The 18,529-nt window shown below is 44.2% G+C and carries 20 protein-coding genes; 7 read left to right on the forward strand and 13 right to left on the reverse strand.

Annotated elements, in window-relative coordinates; genetic code table 11:
* A partial coding sequence (locus QUB04_RS12190; RefSeq protein ID WP_333284492.1) for a glycosyltransferase occupies nucleotides 1–667 on the reverse strand: 667 nt, incomplete at its 3' end.
* A gap of 99 nt (nucleotides 668–766) precedes the next feature.
* On the opposite strand from QUB04_RS12190, the gene QUB04_RS12195 reads away from it, so the two are divergent.
* Nucleotides 767–2,011, forward strand: a complete 1,245-nt coding sequence (locus QUB04_RS12195) for an ATP-binding protein (RefSeq protein WP_333284494.1) — start codon at nucleotides 767–769, stop codon at nucleotides 2,009–2,011.
* Nucleotides 2,004–2,633, forward strand: coding sequence for an RloB family protein (locus QUB04_RS12200; protein ID WP_333284496.1), 630 nt, complete (start codon nucleotides 2,004–2,006; stop codon nucleotides 2,631–2,633). The genes QUB04_RS12195 and QUB04_RS12200 overlap by 8 nt, the downstream gene beginning before the upstream one ends.
* 151 nt (nucleotides 2,634–2,784) lie before the next feature.
* Here QUB04_RS12200 and QUB04_RS12205 read toward each other — a convergent pair whose 3' ends face one another.
* The 7 genes from QUB04_RS12205 to hisH all read right to left on the reverse strand — a co-directional run bounded on the left by QUB04_RS12205 (nucleotide 2,785) and on the right by hisH (nucleotide 8,892).
* Nucleotides 2,785–2,964: a hypothetical protein gene (locus tag QUB04_RS12205; RefSeq protein ID WP_332977946.1), complete on the reverse strand. Its 180-nt coding sequence runs from the start codon at nucleotides 2,962–2,964 to the stop codon at nucleotides 2,785–2,787.
* Nucleotides 2,961–3,308 carry a hypothetical protein gene (locus QUB04_RS12210; protein ID WP_333284498.1) on the reverse strand — a complete coding sequence of 116 codons (348 nt, stop codon included), beginning with the start codon at nucleotides 3,306–3,308 and terminating at the stop codon, nucleotides 2,961–2,963. Before QUB04_RS12210 ends, QUB04_RS12205 begins: the two co-directional genes overlap by 4 nt.
* A 43-nt stretch (nucleotides 3,309–3,351) precedes the next feature.
* Nucleotides 3,352–4,521 carry a hormogonium polysaccharide biosynthesis glycosyltransferase HpsO gene (gene hpsO, locus QUB04_RS12215; RefSeq protein ID WP_333284500.1) on the reverse strand — a complete coding sequence of 390 codons (1,170 nt, stop codon included), beginning with the start codon at nucleotides 4,519–4,521 and terminating at the stop codon, nucleotides 3,352–3,354.
* 129 nt (nucleotides 4,522–4,650) lie between these two features.
* On the reverse strand, nucleotides 4,651–5,625 hold the full coding sequence (hpsN, locus tag QUB04_RS12220) for a hormogonium polysaccharide biosynthesis glycosyltransferase HpsN (RefSeq protein WP_333284502.1): 975 nt from the start codon (nucleotides 5,623–5,625) through the stop codon (nucleotides 4,651–4,653).
* A 186-nt stretch (nucleotides 5,626–5,811) separates the two neighbouring features.
* Nucleotides 5,812–7,272 (reverse strand): phosphoglucosamine mutase, encoded by a 1,461-nt coding sequence (gene glmM / locus QUB04_RS12225; RefSeq protein WP_333284504.1) that lies wholly within the window; start codon nucleotides 7,270–7,272, stop codon nucleotides 5,812–5,814.
* A 256-nt stretch (nucleotides 7,273–7,528) separates the two neighbouring features.
* Nucleotides 7,529–8,071, reverse strand: a complete 543-nt coding sequence (rsmD, locus tag QUB04_RS12230) for a 16S rRNA (guanine(966)-N(2))-methyltransferase RsmD (protein ID WP_333284506.1) — start codon at nucleotides 8,069–8,071, stop codon at nucleotides 7,529–7,531.
* A gap of 185 nt (nucleotides 8,072–8,256) precedes the next feature.
* A complete protein-coding gene (gene hisH, locus QUB04_RS12235) occupies nucleotides 8,257–8,892 on the reverse strand; it encodes an imidazole glycerol phosphate synthase subunit HisH (RefSeq protein ID WP_333284508.1) in 636 nt (211 codons plus the stop codon).
* 182 nt (nucleotides 8,893–9,074) lie between these two features.
* Here hisH and QUB04_RS12240 point away from each other — a divergent pair, with 182 nt between their 5' ends.
* Nucleotides 9,075–9,581 (forward strand): pyroglutamyl-peptidase I family protein, encoded by a 507-nt coding sequence (locus QUB04_RS12240; RefSeq protein WP_333284510.1) that lies wholly within the window; start codon nucleotides 9,075–9,077, stop codon nucleotides 9,579–9,581.
* A 51-nt stretch (nucleotides 9,582–9,632) separates the two neighbouring features.
* Here the strand turns inward: QUB04_RS12240 and QUB04_RS12245 are convergent, their stop codons facing one another.
* On the reverse strand, nucleotides 9,633–10,115 hold the full coding sequence (locus QUB04_RS12245) for a flavin reductase family protein (protein WP_333056840.1): 483 nt from the start codon (nucleotides 10,113–10,115) through the stop codon (nucleotides 9,633–9,635).
* A gap of 147 nt (nucleotides 10,116–10,262) precedes the next feature.
* A complete protein-coding gene (gene tnpA / locus QUB04_RS12250) occupies nucleotides 10,263–10,661 on the reverse strand; it encodes an IS200/IS605 family transposase (RefSeq protein ID WP_333284512.1) in 399 nt (132 codons plus the stop codon).
* A gap of 52 nt (nucleotides 10,662–10,713) precedes the next feature.
* Between tnpA and QUB04_RS12255 the strand changes: the two genes are divergently transcribed.
* Nucleotides 10,714–11,901 carry a transposase gene (locus QUB04_RS12255; RefSeq protein WP_333284514.1) on the forward strand — a complete coding sequence of 396 codons (1,188 nt, stop codon included), beginning with the start codon at nucleotides 10,714–10,716 and terminating at the stop codon, nucleotides 11,899–11,901.
* Nucleotides 11,902–11,945: 44 nt separating this feature from the next.
* On the opposite strand, the gene QUB04_RS12260 is transcribed toward QUB04_RS12255, so the two are convergent.
* From QUB04_RS12260 to lgt, 3 genes are all read right to left on the reverse strand, one after another.
* On the reverse strand, nucleotides 11,946–12,782 hold the full coding sequence (locus QUB04_RS12260; RefSeq protein ID WP_333284516.1) for a dienelactone hydrolase family protein: 837 nt from the start codon (nucleotides 12,780–12,782) through the stop codon (nucleotides 11,946–11,948).
* A 266-nt stretch (nucleotides 12,783–13,048) separates the two neighbouring features.
* The gene (cobM, locus tag QUB04_RS12265; protein WP_333284518.1) at nucleotides 13,049–13,906 is read right to left on the reverse strand and encodes a precorrin-4 C(11)-methyltransferase; all 858 of its coding nucleotides are present in this window, start codon (nucleotides 13,904–13,906) and stop codon (nucleotides 13,049–13,051) included.
* A 120-nt stretch (nucleotides 13,907–14,026) separates the two neighbouring features.
* A complete protein-coding gene (gene lgt, locus QUB04_RS12270; protein WP_333284520.1) occupies nucleotides 14,027–14,920 on the reverse strand; it encodes a prolipoprotein diacylglyceryl transferase in 894 nt (297 codons plus the stop codon).
* A 338-nt stretch (nucleotides 14,921–15,258) separates the two neighbouring features.
* Between lgt and rlmN the strand changes: the two genes are divergently transcribed.
* From rlmN to QUB04_RS12285, 3 genes are all read left to right on the forward strand, one after another.
* Nucleotides 15,259–16,368, forward strand: coding sequence for a 23S rRNA (adenine(2503)-C(2))-methyltransferase RlmN (rlmN, locus tag QUB04_RS12275; protein WP_333284522.1), 1,110 nt, complete (start codon nucleotides 15,259–15,261; stop codon nucleotides 16,366–16,368).
* A gap of 122 nt (nucleotides 16,369–16,490) precedes the next feature.
* Entirely contained in the window at nucleotides 16,491–17,945 is a 1,455-nt protein-coding gene (locus QUB04_RS12280) for a DUF3375 domain-containing protein (RefSeq protein ID WP_333284524.1), read from the forward strand.
* 13 nt (nucleotides 17,946–17,958) lie between these two features.
* On the forward strand, nucleotides 17,959–18,525 hold the full coding sequence (locus QUB04_RS12285; protein WP_333146275.1) for a DUF4194 domain-containing protein: 567 nt from the start codon (nucleotides 17,959–17,961) through the stop codon (nucleotides 18,523–18,525).
* The last annotated feature ends 4 nt before the right edge of the window (nucleotides 18,526–18,529 follow it).

The raw sequence follows: 18,529 nt of genomic DNA on the forward strand, positions 1-18,529 counted from the left end.
AATCCCGTGGCACAGGCATCTTGCCTGTGAAGTCCAAATCCCGTGGCACAGGCATCTTGCCTGTGAAGTCCAAATCCCGTGGCACAGGCATCTTGCCTGTGAAGTCCAAATCCTGTGGCACGGGCATCTTGCCTGTGCTACCCAAACCAAATCTTTCTGAGATTTTAGCCTCTTCTTTACTTGTGAAGTGAATTGCGGCTGCCCCTGCTAAATTAGGGCGTTCTAAAAGCGTGGCATAAATCTGTTTCAAGCGCTTTTTTTTCTGCAAGTCGGCGGGGTCAAGCATACCGCAGGGACGCATAATATATGGCAACTTGTGATATCTAGCAATTGTAGCAGCGAGGGTAGTTACTGGCGAGAAAAGAGCGTGAATGTGAGCGAGGTCAAATTGTCGCGCATTTTGATTCAACCACTGCAATAACGAGAGAGAAAACTTATATCTACGAAACGGATAACAGCGGAAATAAATAATCTGATAGCCGTTTTGTTGTATTGGTTGATTTAGAGGAACATCTAAGGGAAGTTGACCGATATCTCCGTTAGAATCTGTGGTGATAATTGTGACATCAATGCCTTGGGAAGCGAGGGCCGCAGAAAGTCCGAGTACCATTTGACTCGGCCCGCCGTAGACGAGGGAAATTGAGGGGATAATTTGAATAATTCGCATGGTTAGCACTTCCTGTTAGCTGAGGTAGCTGGTTGTGTTATCATAGAAAGAATTGCAAAATTTGCACGTTATACTAATTTAGGCGATCGGAGGCAAGTTATGCTGATTGGATTCAGCGTCGGCAACTACAAATCTTTTAAAGAAACTGTCACCCTCAGCATGGTAGCCTCGTCAATTACTGAGGAAGACAAAGAGCTGGATGAAAATAATGTATTCCCAATTAATGATAAGTTAAGCTTACTCAAAAGTGCTGCTATTTATGGAGCTAACGCCAGTGGTAAGAGCAACATTGTTGCTGCTATTAACTTTATGAAATGGTTTGTCCTCAACTCATCCAAAGAAACGCAAGTTTCAGACGCGATCGATATTGAAGCATTCAGGCTAAGTACGGAGACAGAAAAAGAGCCGTCTTTCTTTGAAATCGTTTTTCTACTCGAAGGCAAAACTTTTAGGTACGGTTTTGAGGTGAACGCGCGGGAAGTTGTTTCTGAGTGGCTCTTTCAAGCTGATAACAGTGAAGAAAAAATGCTTTTTGAACGGGATTTTGATAATTATATATTAGATGATTTCCCAGAGGGACAAGGCATTAGCGATAAAACCCGAAGTAATGCTTTATTTCTTTCTGTAGTCGCACAATTTAATGGTAAAATTTCTGGCAAAATATTGCTGTGGTTCAGTAAAACTTTGCAATTGATATCAGGCTTGCAAGATACACAATACCGCGAGGAAACTTTAGAGTCTTTTGAGAACGATCGCTACCGACATGATATTATTGAATTCATCAAAAAATTAGACTTAGGGATTGCTGATATTCAAATCAAAAAGTATATTTCCCAGAAAACCGCTATGTTCGGTATATATGAAGTAGGCGTGAAAACAGTTCACCGGAAATATGATGCTGATGGGAAACAGGCTGCTATAGAATTATTTGATATCGAAACGCACGAATCCGAGGGGACAAACAAACTATTTGCATTAGCAGGCATTCTCCTGGATACTTTAAGAACAGGAAAAATTTTATTAATTGATGAACTTGATGCCAGACTGCATCCGCTGATTACTCGCGAATTAATCTGCTTATTCAATTCTAACGAGACTAATCCGCACAACGCACAGCTTATATTCACTACACACGACACAAACTTGCTCAGTAGTAAAAGTTTTCGCAAAGATCAAATATGGTTTACCGAAAAAGACAACAAAGGCGCTACTGATTTGTACTCTTTGGTAGAGTATAAAGTCGGAAAAGATGCCTCATTCGAGCGCGATTACATTATCGGCAAGTATGGCGCTATCCCTTTTATTGGTAATTTTAAAGAACTAATAGGTGAACTTCATGAGTAAAAAAAGTTCGTCTAGAAGCAAGATTGATTACTACAATCGAAAAGATAAAAGTAGAAGATGGTTTTTAATCGTGTGCGAAGGTGAGAAAACAGAACCCGACTATTTTAGAAGTTTCCCGGTAGACACAAATGTAATTAAGCTGGATCTCCAAGGAGAAGGAAAAAATACGAAGAGTTTAGTAGAAAAAGCTATTGAGTTAAAAAACGACACAGAATCCGACGAAAAAGACCGATTTTGGTGCGTGTTCGATCGCGATAAAAACCCTAAAAATCCTAACGACTCGCAAAATTTTAATTCAGCCATAACTCTTGCAAGAAATAACGGCATTGACGTAGCTTATTCAAATGATGCTTTTGAATTGTGGTATTTGCTGCACTTCCATTTTTATAATACGGGAATTTCTCGCAAAGATTATCAAAATATGCTAACCAAGTTATTGGGACACGAGTATAAGAAAAACAGCGAGACGATTTATGAGGAACTAAAAGACAGACAGCAGGATGCAATTAAACACGCAAAACGGCTTTTACAGGAATACGATCGCCCCAATCCTGAAACGGACAATCCTTCAACAACAGTACATTTGCTAGTCGAAGAACTTAACAGTTTTCTTCCTGATTGATGAGGGAGAAAGTTGTAGAAACCGGGTTTCTAGCCGCCCCATGCGTAAGCCCTGCAACTTTCGTAGACGAGGGAAATTGAGGGGATAATTTGGAGAATCCGCATGGGGGATAGTTATTTAAATCAACATACCAACATCTCCCATTACAAATTTAATTATCTGCAAAAGGCTGCCCGTCTAGCTGTTCAGCTTCCTCTCTCTTTGTTGCTGTAATTTGGGTATTGTGAGCCATTGTCTTGGAAAATTCATACATTTCACTGGCTTTTGCTTCCGCAGCTTTCACAATTTCAAGAATTTCCAGCAGTAGGCTTTCATCTGGTAATTGTTTCATTGCAATGCTTCTAATCTCTCAACTACTTTGTCAATCATAATTCTCGATTCAGGAGCCATATGTAGCAAGGCTGCTAAATAATCTCCTGCTTTTTGAACATCTTCATCGGGCACACCAGCCATCAATACATTGCCCACAATGTGCTCTGCTTGTAAGCGAACACCTGATACGCAGAATTGAAAATTACTGATCGAAGAAAAGTATTGCATCAGTATTTCATTCTGGGGAAAAAGAGACATTGCTCTTCTAAGTGCAAAAAGTCCCTGCGTTGCTTGGCGATCGCTATCGTCTAGTACCTGGTAGAGTTCGTCAACCAAAGAGCGTATCTCGGAAGGAATAGACATTTACTACAGTTTTTATTTAACACTTGCATTATACTGCTAAAAGTTACAACAATTCTTTGTAGAAGTCCAATAACTGCTCAGCTAAAGCTTTATTTGTATAATTGCTCATCGCTCTATGATAACCCCGATCGCCCAAATCGGCCGCCAACTCCTGCCGCTCCATCAATTTCTGCAAACACTCTCGCAACACCCCTGCATTTCCTTCTGGGAATAATAACCCCGCATCGCCGATGACGTGGGGAATTTCCCCGCAGTCGGAACCAATAACCGGAATGTGACAAGCCATCGCTTCAATTAAAACGTGACCGAATTGTTCTTTCCAGCCCACCGTGGTCAAAGTTTTGAATTTATAGCTGGTTTGCGAGGGCAATACCAAACAGTTCATTAAGTTAATGTAAGGGGGAATTTCTTCGTGGGAAACGCTTTCTACCCAGATTATTCGGTCGCTGATTCCCCATTCAATACATTTTTCGGCGAGGTGCGTCCGCAATTTTCCTTGTCCTACTAACAGCCACTTCCAAGAGCTTTTTTTCAACCCGGCCAAGGCTTCAGCTAAAGTCAACAATCCTTTTTCTTCGACAAATCGCCCTACAAATCCTACCACAAAATCGGTCGGTTCAATACCGAACCTGCGCGATAAATCAGCGTCTTTACCAGTGCGGCGAAACAAAGCTTCATCTACTCCGAGTTGTGGCATTACTTTTACCGCACCTTGATAGCCCCGCTGCCGCAAAATTTTTGCTCCATCTAGGTTGCCTGCAATAATTCCGTCGGTGTGCTGAAGATTGTAATTTTCTAAGACTGAAACGGGCCACTTCAATTGATAAGGCAGATTCCACCAAGTAAATAATATATTTTTTGCTTGCAGTTTGAGCAGTTTATTTAGTAAAATCAACTGAGCGCAAGCGAGAGATTTTGCACCTTGTTCAACTTGAATTATCTGCGGTTTAATTTTTTGCAGAACTTCAATTAAATCTATACCAAAAGTTAGTAATCCTTGATTGTTTTGACTAAAGTTGGAGAGGGGGACTACTTTAAAAGAGCCTTTTTGATAAAATTGGGTTTCTATAATTTTATTTTGTACGCCTCCGGGTTTCCAACGCTGCGGCACTACAACTGTTACTTCAATATCGGGTTCTAGGTTGGCTAATATCTTGAATTTTTCCCGATTAATGTCCACAATATAGGTGTGACTAGCCACGAGAATTCTCATTTATTGGGAATGGGGAATGGGGCATGGGGCATTGGGCATTGGGCATTGGGAATGGGGCATGGGGCATTGGGAATGGGGCATTGGGCATTGGGAATGGGGCATGGGGAATTGGGAATTGGGAATTGGGAATTATTGAGCGTTAATCTTGTCTTGATGGGTGTAAGTTTGTCCATCATTCCACAGAGATTGAATTAGGGTATTTATAGCACTGAGAAAACCCAGGATATAAAAAGCAAATCTAGTTATAATTTTAATGGGCGAGTGGCTTTTATAACAAGGTGGATTTCCCAAAACGTGGCAGTCAAACAGTTTGGCAAAAAATCGCAGGCATTGAAAGGCTGTTAAATTTTTCAATCCCATGAGGAAATGGTTGTGATAAAATGTGACTTGATATTCGATCGATCGCGTGCTGACATCGTGACAGCCCCCGCTCTCTTCCCCCAAGTGAACTAAACACGCATTGGGATCGTACCAAATTTTCATGCCAGTCGATCGCAATCTCAAACAAAAATCCGACTCCTCCCGCACCGCACTCCCTGCAAACCGCTCGTCAAACCTCAGCCCGCACTCGGCAAAAACCTGCCGGCGAAATGACATATTGCAGCCTCTAGCCGAGAGCACCTGCTGCGGTTTTACTGTATGCACCAAATCGATAAAATACCAGGCAATGCCCGCATCCATAGCTTCTGAGGGCAAATATTCGATCGCCAAATCGCCTCCAGAATTATCCAGTTTCATTCTGTCAAAAACCCTGCCCGCCACACATCCCACATCGGGTTTTTCTAAATAATTGTCAGCGTGAGCCGCCAAAAAACCATTGGGCAATTGTACATCATCATCAATAAATAAAATAATCTCTCCAACTGCGCGTCGCACTGCATAATTTCGAGCAGCCGGCAAACTCGCCCAATCTACCCGAAACCACCGAATTTTGCCAGCATTTGCCAATTCTTCTAAATAAACTTGAGTTTCCGATTCGTGGGTGCGAGTTTGATCGATTACCAGCACTTCAAAATTCGGGTAATTTTGCCCAATCGCATCAGCCAATGTCTCTCGCAGAGGTTGCTCGCGGTTGTAGGTGGGTATCACAACAGAAATCATCATCACACAATTGAGTGAAAATAAAGTTAAGGGTAGGCAGGATGCCTGCCCCCCTCGTTATTTTTGGAGAAGTTGATTAAAACTCGAAATTAATAGTTAGAAATTTTGATTTATGAATTTTGACTTAAAGGATTTCAACTCAAAACTCAAAACTCAAAATTCAAAAGTTTTAGCAATTCCCCATTTCCATCAGATAGCTATATGTTGCTGAACTGCTAAAACTAAATTTTCAGTCCAGAAATTAGCCAATTCGGCGCTGGCCGCTTCCACCATAACTCGCATTAGCGGTTCAGTGCCAGAAGCGCGAACCAAAACCCGTCCCTGTTCTCCCATTGCTGTTGTAGCACGTTCGATCGCACTTTGCATTGCCTCGCACTCGTGCCATTTCAGGCGTTTTTCGCGATCCTCCACCCGAATATTTCGCAACAACTGCGGATAAGTTTGGAAACTGCCACTTACCAATTGTGCCAAAGATTGCCCGGACTGGCGCACCAGCGAAGCCAAATGCAAAGCTGTCAGCAAACCGTCGCCGCTGACACCATAATGCGGACAAAGAATGTGTCCCGACTGTTCGCCGCCCAACATCGCACCAGTGCGCTGCATTTCAGCGTGAACGTACTGATCTCCCACGTTGGTTCTAGTTAGTTTGCCCCCCAATTCTTCCCAAGCTCGCTCGAAGCCGAGGTTAGCCATTACAGTAGAAATAATTAAATTGGATGGTAACTGTTCGGAGTCCCGTAACTGCCGGCCCCACAGATAAAGAATGTAATCGCCGTCAATCGTTCGACCTTGGTTGTCAACACACAAAACTCGATCGGCATCGCCGTCAAAAGCAAATCCCAAATCGGCATTGTGTTCCAAAACAGCCGCTTGCAAACTGTCGAGATGAGTAGAACCGCAGTTAACATTAATACGAGATCCATCAGGAGAGTCGTGCAAACAGATAACATCCGCCCCCATTTGCGCGAACACCGCCGGCGCCAAACCCGCAGCCGCCCCCCAAGCCAAATCCAAAACTATCCGCATTCCCTCCAAATTCATCTGTTGCAGCGAATCACAGAGCGAAGTGGCATAATCTTTAACCAACTCAGACCGATGGTAGTGGTGTCCCAAACCCAAGCTAGCAATTGGAACCTTTGCCCCCCGGATTCCCGCTTCGATTTGTTCCTGCAACTGCTGCGACAGCTTGGAGCCGTTTGAGCCGAAAAATTTAATGCCGTTGTCTTCTGGGGGATTGTGAGAAGCCGAAATCATCACTCCGCCGAGCGACTCCGAAACGCTTGCCAGATAAGCAACGCAGGGAGTGGGACACAAGCCCAAATTCCAAACTTCTAAACCGGCGGCTGTCAAACCCGCTGACAGTGCCATTGCCAGCATATCGCTGGAATTCCTGCTGTCTTGTCCCAAAATCACAGGCCCCTGGTTGGAGGAATGTTGCCGTAGAACTTGTCCAGCCCAGAAGCCCACTTGCAGGGCTAGGGGTGCATTCAGCAATTCTCCAACTTTCCCGCGAATGCCGTCTGTGCCGAAGAGTTTGGTATTGGGCAGGGGGAGGCTATCTCCCAGCAGAATCGTATCGCGTTTGACTGGCTGTACCGAGTTAGCAGCCGGAAACTCGCTGCCACGAGGGCGCGAAGGTGTCTGAACCATATTCACTCCTTTAGGAATATTCACACTCACACTTTGGGTTCATGTTACAACTGAAAGTCTTTATTTTCAGCCTAAACTCCATTTATTTCGTCGATTGCTGAAGCAACTTGCTCTGACAACCTACGCACCAAGCTTAACTTCATCGGAAAAATTTGTATTCTACGCAATGGAAAAACTTTTAGTACCGGGGGCGCCAACGCCAGGAAACCCGGTTTCTTTTTGCCTGCAGGAGTGACGCTGCTGCGGTTTGAGCCTCTCAGCCACTGCGGGTATAGAAGGTTAATGCTGTATTGCCGTATACTTTGTGGCGGCAAATTTCTAGGCCGGAAATCGCTTGTGTCGATCGCTCCGGGCTGTGTTCGATCGCGATTTCGCCGAGGAGTGCTAGCATTTCTTGGCTGGCGATCGTGTTTAACACAGGTTCGTACAAGTCGCTGGCGTAGGGCGGATCGAAGTAAATGCGATCGAACTGCTGCCCCGCTAGTGCCGCCAACTTCGCCGTCGCGTTTCCCCGCAGTATGTGGAATGTTTGGGACGAGTCTGCTATTTTCTCCCAGTTTTCGCGGATAATCGCACAAGCTTTCGCCGACTGTTCGATGCCAGTGACACTCGCGGCTTGACGACACAAAGCTTCTGCACCCATCGAACCGCTGCCGGTACAAATGTCAAGCCATCTGCAATCTGCGATCGTCCCTTGCCAAATATTAAATAAAGCTTCTCTGACTCGCGAAGGTGTAGGGCGAGTTGCGAGTCCCGGCAGGGTTTTGATTTGGCGATTGCCACTGATTCTTAAAGTCATTTAGGAAGAAGGAAGTTCGGCAACGGATTGTGTAACGGATGTAACGGATGTAACGGATGTCAGGAAGAAAAAAGAAGGAAGTTCGGCAACGGATGTAACGGATGTCAGGAAGAAGGAAGAACAGTTTTAAAAATGTCAAACCCGGTTTCGGCAATCTACCGGGTTTTTTTTAAGATTCATGCCACCTAAGCAGGTACTTTTTCCCTCACCAGACTGACAAAATTTGACAGCATTTGCAATCCCGTACTCGAAGACTTTTCCGGGTGAAATTGCACGGCCATCAGATTGTCTTTAGCTATAGCCGCCGTCACGTTTTGACTGCCGTGAGTCACAATTGCCGATCGCACTTCCCAATCAACTGGATCGACATAATAAGAATGCACGAAATAAACCCAAGGATCAGACGGTAAATTTTGCCACAGCGGCAAATTCGGCTGAGTAAATTGCAATTGATTCCATCCCATGTGCGGAATTGTCAAACCCGGTTCCGAGCGAAATCGGCGCACTTTTCCCGCAATAACGCCCAATCCAGGTTCTACACCTTCTTCGGAACTTTCAAACAGAATTTGCAAACCCAAACAAATGCCTAAAAAAGGTTTTCCCGAGGCGATCGCCCTTTTTATCGGTTCTATCAAATTGCGCGATCGTAAATTCTGCATTGCCGGGTCAAACGAACCCACCCCCGGCAAAACCACCGCATCAGCCTGCTCGATTATAGCAGGAGAATCTGTAATTTTTGGCACTGCACCCACATTTTCCAAGCCTTTACAGACTGAGTGCAGATTGCCCATGTCATAGTCTACTACTGCAATGACAGACATTGACTTACTTGCCTTATATTATCAATATCAGTATTATTGCATACAATTAGTCATTAGTCATTAGTCATTAGTCATTAGTCATTAGTCATTAGTCATTAGTCAACAGTCATTAGTCATTAGTCATTAGTCAACAGTCATTAGTCATTAGTCAACAGTCAACCGTTAACAATCCCCCATCATTTATGACAACCAAAATCCTGCTAACCTCATTTGATACTTGGCTTCCCCATCAGCAATCCAACTCTTCCGACGACTTATTAGCCAAGATTTCCCAGATCAAATCTTTGCCTGATTCCCTGACTTTTTTGAGGAAACTGCCAGTAGATTTCCAGCTAGCACCTGATTTAGCGATCGCCCAAATCAATCAACTCCAACCCGACACTATTATCTGCTGCGGCATGGCCGAAAGTCGTCAAAAATTAACCGTAGAATCCTGCGCTTGCTGCGATAGCGACATTCTGAAAACCGCAGTTAATCTCGAACCGCTAGTCGCTGATTTAGCTGCAACCGAAATTAGTCACGAAGCCGGAAAATTTGTTTGCGAAGCCCTGTATTATGCAGTTTTAAAACACCTTGCAGATTCTCAACTTAGCACCAAATGTATTTTCGTACACGTACCAATTTTGACCGAAGAAAATGCCGACAAAATTGTCGCCGATTTTTTATTAATTTTAACTCGCCTCCCTTAACAACTGACAACTGACAACTGACAACTGCCAGTTGCCAACTGCCAGAGGTCTTTAGCCGCCGTAATTCCAACCGGTGCTTTCTAGCAGCAACGGATTGCCTTCTCGGTGGACGCCTGCAGCCAAAACTTCTCCCACATAAACCGTGTGATCCCCGTGTTCCACAGCCCCGACAACTTTGCACTCGATGTAACCCAGAGAGTCTGAGATAATCGGACAACCAGTTTCCGCGCCCGGATAAAATTCTACATCCTCAAATTTATTGCCAACGCGGCGCTGCTGCTTGAAGAATTTCTGGGCTAACTCTTTTTGCCCTGCTTCTAGGAAACTCAAAGCAAAGACACCGCTGGCTTTGATCATGGCGTGGGATTTGGAGTCTTGCTTGACGCAGTTGACAACTAAGGGAGGGGTAAAGGAAGATTGCATCACCCAGCTAGCGGTGAAACCGTTGACTTCCTCCCCGTCTTTGACACCGCAGATGTACAATCCGTGAGGGATTTTCCGCAAGATGGTCTTTTTAGCTTGTTCGTCTAGCACGGGCTTACCTGTTCGATCGATAATTCTACATCGCTCAGTTTACCAATGTCGGGCCCACAAACCCACCTGTCTTCAGGGCTATTCGCTAATATTGCCTTTTTCGAGCCCAAACTTGACCAAGAAAAATGGGATACAAGCCCCGTCCTTCTAGGACGGCTTTTCTTGATTTCTAATATACTCTTTCAAAACTTCTAAAGGCGCACCCCCAACAGAAACAGCAAAATAACTAGGACTCCATAATGCTTCTTTGTGGGGTTTTTTGTGTCCAGCCTGTCCGTATCGACGACTGGAAACACCTTTGAGTGCGTTAACTATTTGAGATATCGACAATTTAGGCGGATACTCGATCAGCGTATGAACATGATCGGCTTCCCCGTTGAACTCTAGCACTTGAAAGTTCATTTTTTGGGCTACTTCTCGAAACGACTTTTCAATCAAATCAAGACCTTCGCTCGTGAATACAGACCGACGATATTTTGTTATACATACCAAGTGTATTTTAAGTTGTGTAACAGAATTGCGCTCGCGACGGTAAACTGTTGTCATTACTTACAGACCAATATATAATCAAACTTACAGACCAACATTCAGTATAACCATGAAGGCGAGATTCCGGTACAGATTTTATCCGACGACCGAACAGAGACAGAGCTTGGCTCGGCTGTTTGGCTGCGTCCGCATGGTCTGGAACGACAGTCTGGCTCTCTGTAAACAGTCTGAAAAAAAACCAAGTTCGTCTGATTTGCAAAAAATCGTAATAACCCAAGCGAAAAAGACCGAAGAAAGAGCTTGGCTGAGCGAGGTTTCTAATATTCCTCTACAGCAATCTGTAGCAGACTTAGAAACAGCTTTTAAAAACTTCTTCGATTCCTGCAAGGGGAAGAGAAAAGGTCGTAAGGTTGGTTATCCTAAGTTCAAGAAAAGAACAAATAGCCAGTCGGCCCGATTTAGGATTGGCGGTTTTTCTCTAAAAAATGGCGGTGTCTATTTAGCCAAGATTGGTATTGTAAGCCCAATATGGTCAAGAGAACTTCCATCTGAACCTAGCTCAGTCACGGTAATCAAAGATTGTGCAAATCGTTATTTCCTAAGCTTTGTGGTAGAAGTTCAACCCGTTCATTCTGATGCCAAAAACCAAAGCATCGGAATCGATTTGGGGATTAAAACTTTTGCAGTGATGAGCAATGGTGAAAAAGCCGAAAGCCCTAACTACAAAAAATTAGACCGGAAAGTTCGCAAACTCCAGCGCAAATTAGCTCGTCAACCAAAAGACTCTAAAAGGAGAAACGCAACCCGAATCAAAATTGCTAAGTTGCACAACCGCATTGCCGATGCCCGCAAAGATTTCCTGCATAAATTATCAACCAAAGTAGTCAACGAAAACCAAGTGATTATTTTGGAAGACTTGAATGTATCAGGAATGGTGAAAAACCGGAAGCTTTCACGGGCAATTAGTCAGCAAGGATGGCGAGAATTCAGGACTCTCTGTGAGGCTAAGTCTGAAAAGTTTGGTAGAGAATTTCAGGTAATTAGTAGGTGGGAATTTACTAGCCAAGTTTGTGCGGATTGTGGTTTTAAATGGGGCAAAATTGATTTGTCTATTCGTTCAGTGCTTTGTGTTAGTTGTGGCACTGAGCAAGACAGAGATCAAAATGCTTCGAGGAACATACAAAAAGTCGGGATGGGGAATCGCCACGACTCAAAACGGGCGCAGAGGGATTGTCAGACTACTCCGGTAGCAGAACCCTATGAAGCGTCAAGAATCACCGCGCCTGATAGCCGGTGAGTATTTCAAACCAGTTTTAAGTCAAAATTAACAGCTTACAACTGTCAAGAAACTCCATACTTTTTAAACCAATCTTGCATCCGTTTCCAACCATCCTCAGCTTCTTTTTTCCGGTAACTGGGGCGATAGTCGGCGTTAAAAGCGTGCGGCGCATCTGGATAAAGCACAATTTCGGAACCGCTGCTGCCAGTTTTGAGAACTTCCCGCATTTTCTCGACTGTATCGTTGGGAATTCCCTCGTCTTTGCCACCGTAAAGCCCCAATACGGGCACTTTCAAACTGGCTGCAATGTCGATCGGCTGTTTGGGAGTTAAAGCCGTAGAATTGCCAACTACACGCCCGTACCAAGCCACTCCAGCTTTGACTTTCGGGTTGTGGGAAGAGTACAGCCAAACAATTCTGCCACCCCAGCAAAATCCTGTAATTCCCAACTTATTAGTATTGCCTTTTCCTGACTTTTGTGCCCACTCTACAGTTGCATCTAAATCGGACATAACTTGAGCGTCAGGAACTTTCGAGACAACTTTACTAATAATTTCTTGAACCTCGGTGAGTTTAGAAACATCACCTTGACGGGCAAACATTTCTGGGGCGATCGCTAAATAACCTAATTTTGCCAAACGGCGGCAAATATCTTGAAGGTGCGCGTGAACTCCGAAGATTTCTTGAATTACTAAAATTACTGGAAAATTGCTGCCGCTGGCTGGCATTGCTCTGTAGGCTGGAATTGAGCCGTCTTTTACGGGAATTTTTACCTCACCTGCAACTAAACCAGCAGCATCCGTATTGATAACGGCAGCCGCAATAGGATGAACTGCTAAGGTAAATCCGGCGCTTAATGCGGTGACAATGATAAATTGTCTGCGAGTTAAATCAGTCATGGAGATTTTAGATTTTAGATTTTAGATTTTAGATTGGGGAATTGAGAATTGGGAATTGGTAATTGGTTATTTCATAATTGCTCCTTCTTCCCTCTTCCTTCTTCCTTCTTCCTTTTTAGATTTTAGATTGGGGAATTGAGAATTGGGAATTGGTAATTGGTTATTTCATAATTGCTCCTTCTTCCCTCTTCCTTCTTCCTTCTTCCTTCTTCCTTTTTAGATTTTAGATTGGGGAATTGAGAATGGGGAATTGGTAATTGGTTATTTCATAATTGCTCCTTCTTCCCTCTTCCTTCTTCCTTCTTCCCTCTTCCTTCTTCCTTCTTCCTTCTTCCTTCTTCCTTCGAGAGTCGGAAAAGCCGATCGTGCTCTGGATGGTACAAGCGCGATCGCCCTTCTGCTGATTTTCCCAACGCCGGACTAATCACATACATTGTCGTTCTGATCAAATTATTTTCGCGGGTAGCAACTGCCATTTTGTCAAGGGGAACTAGCACAATTTTTTCATCGGGCCAGCCCAACCGATAACAAATCGCTACAGGCAAATCAGATGGGTAATGTTCCATCAATTTAGCTTGAGCTTTTTCGACATGGCGGGCACTCAAATACAGGCACAAACTCGCTTGATGAGCCGCTAAAGTCGCCAATTCTTCGCGTTCCGGTACTTCAGTTCTGCCGCTAATTCGCGTCAAAATAATTGTCTGCACAACTCCCGGAACTGTCAACTCAATTTTAAGTTTAGCCGCCGCAAGTTGGAAAGCGCTAATTCCTGGGATTACCTCAAAAGCAATTCCCTCGGAGGCCAAAGCTTGCATTTGTTCCCCGACGGCCCCGTAGAGACAGGGATCACCGGAATGGAGGCGGACGACGCTTTTACCATCGCGCACTCGTTGCACCATCAAAGGTACAATCTCTTCGAGGGTCTTATCCGCAGTTTGGATCACTTCAGCATCCCCGCGTACCCCCTGCAAAATTTGCTCTGGGACTAAGGAATCAGCAAATAATATGACATCGGCTGCAGCCAGTAATTTTTGAGCCTTAACAGTCAACAAATCCGGGTCTCCCGGGCCTGCACCTACAATGTATACCCCTGGAATTAGGGCTTCAATCTCTGTCAAACTCATTGCTGCTAAAAAATTTCCTAAATTTATTCAGTCTTCCGGGCACACCTATTTTGGTTGGAAGTAATAGATGGTAGATGCACCCTGGTTTTGAACCCTAGAGACTAACCTCTCTGGGGTTTTTTATTGATCCTCTGGCAATTTCGGAGTGATCTTTGCCCGATCGCTATTGGGAGAGACAACATCGGGTAAAGGTCGATCGAGCAGATAAAGCCAAGCTAACCCGCCCAACCCTAACACAATCCCAGTCAAGCTTACCATCTGTGCCGTCCGCAGCGGCCCGAACATCAAACTATCAGTCCGCAACCCTTCAATCCAGACTCTACCGGAACTGTAAGCCGCGATATAGATCAAAAATAAAGCACCCGTTTTCAAGCTAATTTTGCCCTGCACATCGCGAAAAAATAAAGTCAGAAGCAACCCAAATACTGTCAAATTCCACAGGGATTCGTAGAGAAATGTGGGGTGGAAGTATTCAAAATTAGCGTAGGCGGGCGGGCGGCTGTTTGGCGGAATATAGAGTTTCCAAGGCAAATCCGTAGGACTGCCAAAAGCTTCCGAGTTAAAGAAATTTCCCCAGCGTCCGATCGCCTGACCGAGAATTGCCGAAGGCGCGATTAAATCTGCCAATTGCCAAAAAGAAACTCGCTGAATTTTCGCAAAAATTAAAGCTGCGATCGTCCCACCCAAAATCGCCCCGTGAATGGCAATTCCGCCTTTCCAAATCGCAATAATATCTTCAGGCCTCTGGGCGTATTGCTGCCACTCGAAAGCCACGTAATAAATTCGAGCGCAGGGAATAGCGCCCAAAACCAGCCAAATTGCCAAATCACCCAATAATTCCGGGTTGACGCGGCGTTTTTGAGCTAAGTATTGGGACAGACTGACCCCAATCAAGACGGCCGAAGCTATCAACAGCCCGTACCAGCGGATGGCTACGGGGCCAAGTTCAAAGATAATTGGGCCCGGCGATGTAAATTGAAACGCTAAGGGCAGCGCCAGAATATTTAGCACCATAAAAGTTGCATTAATTGTGATGGAAAGCAGTCAGATTGCATACCCTTTAACAAACTCCAGAGTTTATTTTAGGGGGCGGCGGTCATTTACACGCGATATTTGGGGAATTTTGCCAAAAATTAACTTTGTTGGGGACATTTGTGTCTGGAGTTTTCTTTGTGAGTCCACAATAATATCCCCCCTAACCCCCCTTAAAAAGGGGGGAAGCGGATTATTCTCAAAGTCCGCCTTCTTAAGGGGGATTTAGGGGGATCGAGACTTCGCCTTCTGGAGGATTAACGGCAGGTTTGGTCTAGAAGTTTTAATATAGAGGGTGGCTTTAAATTTTCTGATGACTTATGTCTCCTACTTCCGTTTCTCAGGTGTACTCTTCTGGTAATTCCAAGGGTGCGAATCAGTCTCGCAAGACTGCTGCTTTGGCTGTTGAGTCGGGTAAAATTCCGCCCTTGTTGGGGGCGAGTTTAGCTGAGTTAACGGAGTGGGTGCAGCAGCAGGGACAACCGGCTTATCGCGGAAAGCAGTTGTACCAGTGGATTTATGAGAAAGGTGCACGATCGATCTCTGACATTTCTGTATTCTCGAAACAGTGGCGCGAGACTGTTGCTAAAATCCCGATCGGGCGATCGACCATTCACTATCGATCGGTCGCACCAGACGCCACGGTAAAGTATCTCTTAAAATTGGCAGACGGTCAAATCATTGAAACAGTCGGCATTCCCACCGATAAACGACTGACTGTGTGCGTCTCAGCCCAAGTTGGCTGCGCGATGGGCTGCGACTTTTGCGCTACCGGAAAAGGCGGTTTCAAGCGCAATTTAGAAAAACACGAAATCGTCGATCAAGTTTTGACTGTACAGCAAGATTTTGGCCGCCGAGTCAGCCACATCGTATTTATGGGAATGGGCGAACCCCTACTAAATTTCGATAATGTTGTAGCTGCTGTCAAGTGTTTGAATCAAGATGTAGGAATTGGACAGCGAAACATCACGATTTCCACAGTAGGAATTCGCAATCGCATCACCCAACTAGCCGAACATCAACTGCAAGTTACCCTCGCCGTCAGCCTCCACGCTTCTAATCAAAGATTGCGCGAAGAGTTAATTCCTAGCGCCCGCCCTTATCCTTTGGGTGAGTTAATCGGAGAATGTCGGGAATATGTGCGATCGACTGGGCGGAGATTGAGTTTTGAATACGTACTTTTAGCAGGTGTGAATGACTTACCGGAACACGCAGCCGAGTTAGCAACTCACTTGCGCGGTTTTCAGTGTCACGTCAATTTGATTCCTTACAATCCGATTCAGGAAGCTGAATATAAGCGCCCGACTCCCAATCGAATTAACAGTTTTGTTGCGACTTTGAAGGAAAAGAAAATTGCAGTTAGCGTGCGGTATTCTCGCGGCTTAGAAGCCGATGCAGCCTGCGGACAATTGCGGGCATCCGAGGTTTAAGTTTCAACAATTATGACTTATGAGTGCTAGTAAAATAATTTTACTAGCACTCATAAGTCATAATTGTAAATACTTAAGCTCAATCTTTAAGACAATTAAATTGTTAATTTAATTTTTTAAATATGGAACATGACAGCATAGAATATGAATTAAAAAATGAGCCTAGCCTCAAGCTTTTAAGAACTGACAACGCACCATTAATTATCAGTTTTTTGTATCGCCAGTTCAAGTCTTCAAATCAGATTACCGTTTCCCAATCAGAACTCGTAGAAAAACTTGAAAATTATTTAGAGAAGCTGTGCGAACACGAACCGGAACGATATTGTGGGAAAGCACAAACTTACCTGGACACCTGGTGCAATAGCGATCATCAGTTCTTGAAGAAATATTATTTAACAAAAAATGACGATCCGGTTTTTGAACTTGCACCGGGTACTAATCGGGCGATTGGTTGGCTGGAAGATTTGAAAAGGAGAGAGTTTATTGGCACTGAATCCCAGTTTTTAGAGATATTTGCACTTCTCAAAGAAATTGTCACTAAAAGTACAGAAGATCCAGAAGTGCGTTTGGAGGAATTAGAAAAACAAAAAGCAGCAATTCAGAAAGAAATCGACACCATCGAACAAACTGGTGAGGTTGAGCGCTACAGCGAAGCTAAGCTCAAAGAGTGGTTTCTTAAAGCTAATGATGTGGCGCGTCGGCTGCTTGCTGACTTTGGAGAAGTCGAGCAAAATTTTAAAGCAATCACGGACAAAGTGAAAAAGGCACAGCTAAAAGAGGAGGGGGGAAAGGGGTTAGTTGTCGCACAGGTAATTGACGCGGATGAAGAAATTAGAAAATCCGATCAGGGGCGTAGCTTCTATGCCTTCCGAAATTTTATGGCAGATCCTTCCAAACAGGAAGAATTGGAAAAAATGATTGATGGGGTATATGGCTTGCCAGAACTTCAAGATTTGGGTAAAAAAAATCCCCTACTCCGAATAATTAAACGCAGTCTGATTAAAGCTAGCCAAAAAATTATTGACTCTAATTATCGTCTTGCCGAACAGTTGCGAAAAATGCTGGCAGAACAGCATATCGCAGAGAACAGGCGAGTGAAAGAACTGATTTCCCAAATTAAAAAATTAGCACTTACCGTGGTGGATAATCCTCCAGAAACTGAGGAATTTATCTGGATAGAAGGCGACCCGGAAGTGCAAATGGTGATGGAAAGACCGATGTGGAAACCCACAGAACAGCGAATCTTTAAAAGCTACAACTTTAGCGAGGAAAATGTCGATTTATCGACGGATAAACTTGAGGAACTCCGAAATTATTGTTATGTGGATGAGGAAGTATTGAAGCAGCGGATTGCTGCAATGTTGGAAAGTCAACATCAGGTAACGCTAGCTGAAATAATTGAGAGGTATCCGGTGGAAAATGGTTTATCTGAAGTTATTGCTTATTTGGCGATCGCTTCTGGCGATCGAAAACACGCGATCGATGACTCCGCGAGCGATCGCATAGACATCGCCAGTTACTCTGACAAGGAAAACCTCATGCACCTGACACTTCCACAAGTTATTTTCAAAAGATAAGGAGAGTAAATTAATGATAGAAAACGACATTATAGCACCCTACGCACCAGCAATCATCAAATTACTAAAAGGTATTCTGTATGACGATGACAGTGATTGGGGTATGCTATTGAACAACGAACGAAACGTCAAAGAATACTTCGGGAAAATTGGCGTGACACTTTATTTAAATGAAGAAGAAGGGTATGCTTATTTACAGCAGCCCGATCGCGAGGATGAGGACGAGCAAGCAAAACCACTGCCCAGGCTGGTTAAGAGAGTTGCCTTGAGTTGGGAAGTTACGGTACTATGTGTTTTATTGCGCGAGGAATTGCTAGAATTTGAGGCCAGCACCTCTAATTCCACTCGCTGCATTCTGTCTAAATATAAAATTCACGATTTAATGCGTCCGTTTTTTAAAGAGCAAACTAATGACGTACAGCTTGTGAAAAAATTTGACAGTACGATCGATCGAGCCGTCAAGTTGCACTTTTTAAAAGAGTTAAAGGGTATAGAAGGCGAATATGAGGTTCGCCGCATCCTCAAAGCTAAAATTCCCGCTGACAAATTGAAGGAAATCAAAGAAGAGTTAAAAGCGTAGGACA

Origin of the sequence: Microcoleus sp. D2_18a_B4 (assembly GCF_036702475.1) — a bacterium.
In the GTDB taxonomy this organism is placed as follows: domain Bacteria; phylum Cyanobacteriota; class Cyanobacteriia; order Cyanobacteriales; family Microcoleaceae; genus Microcoleus.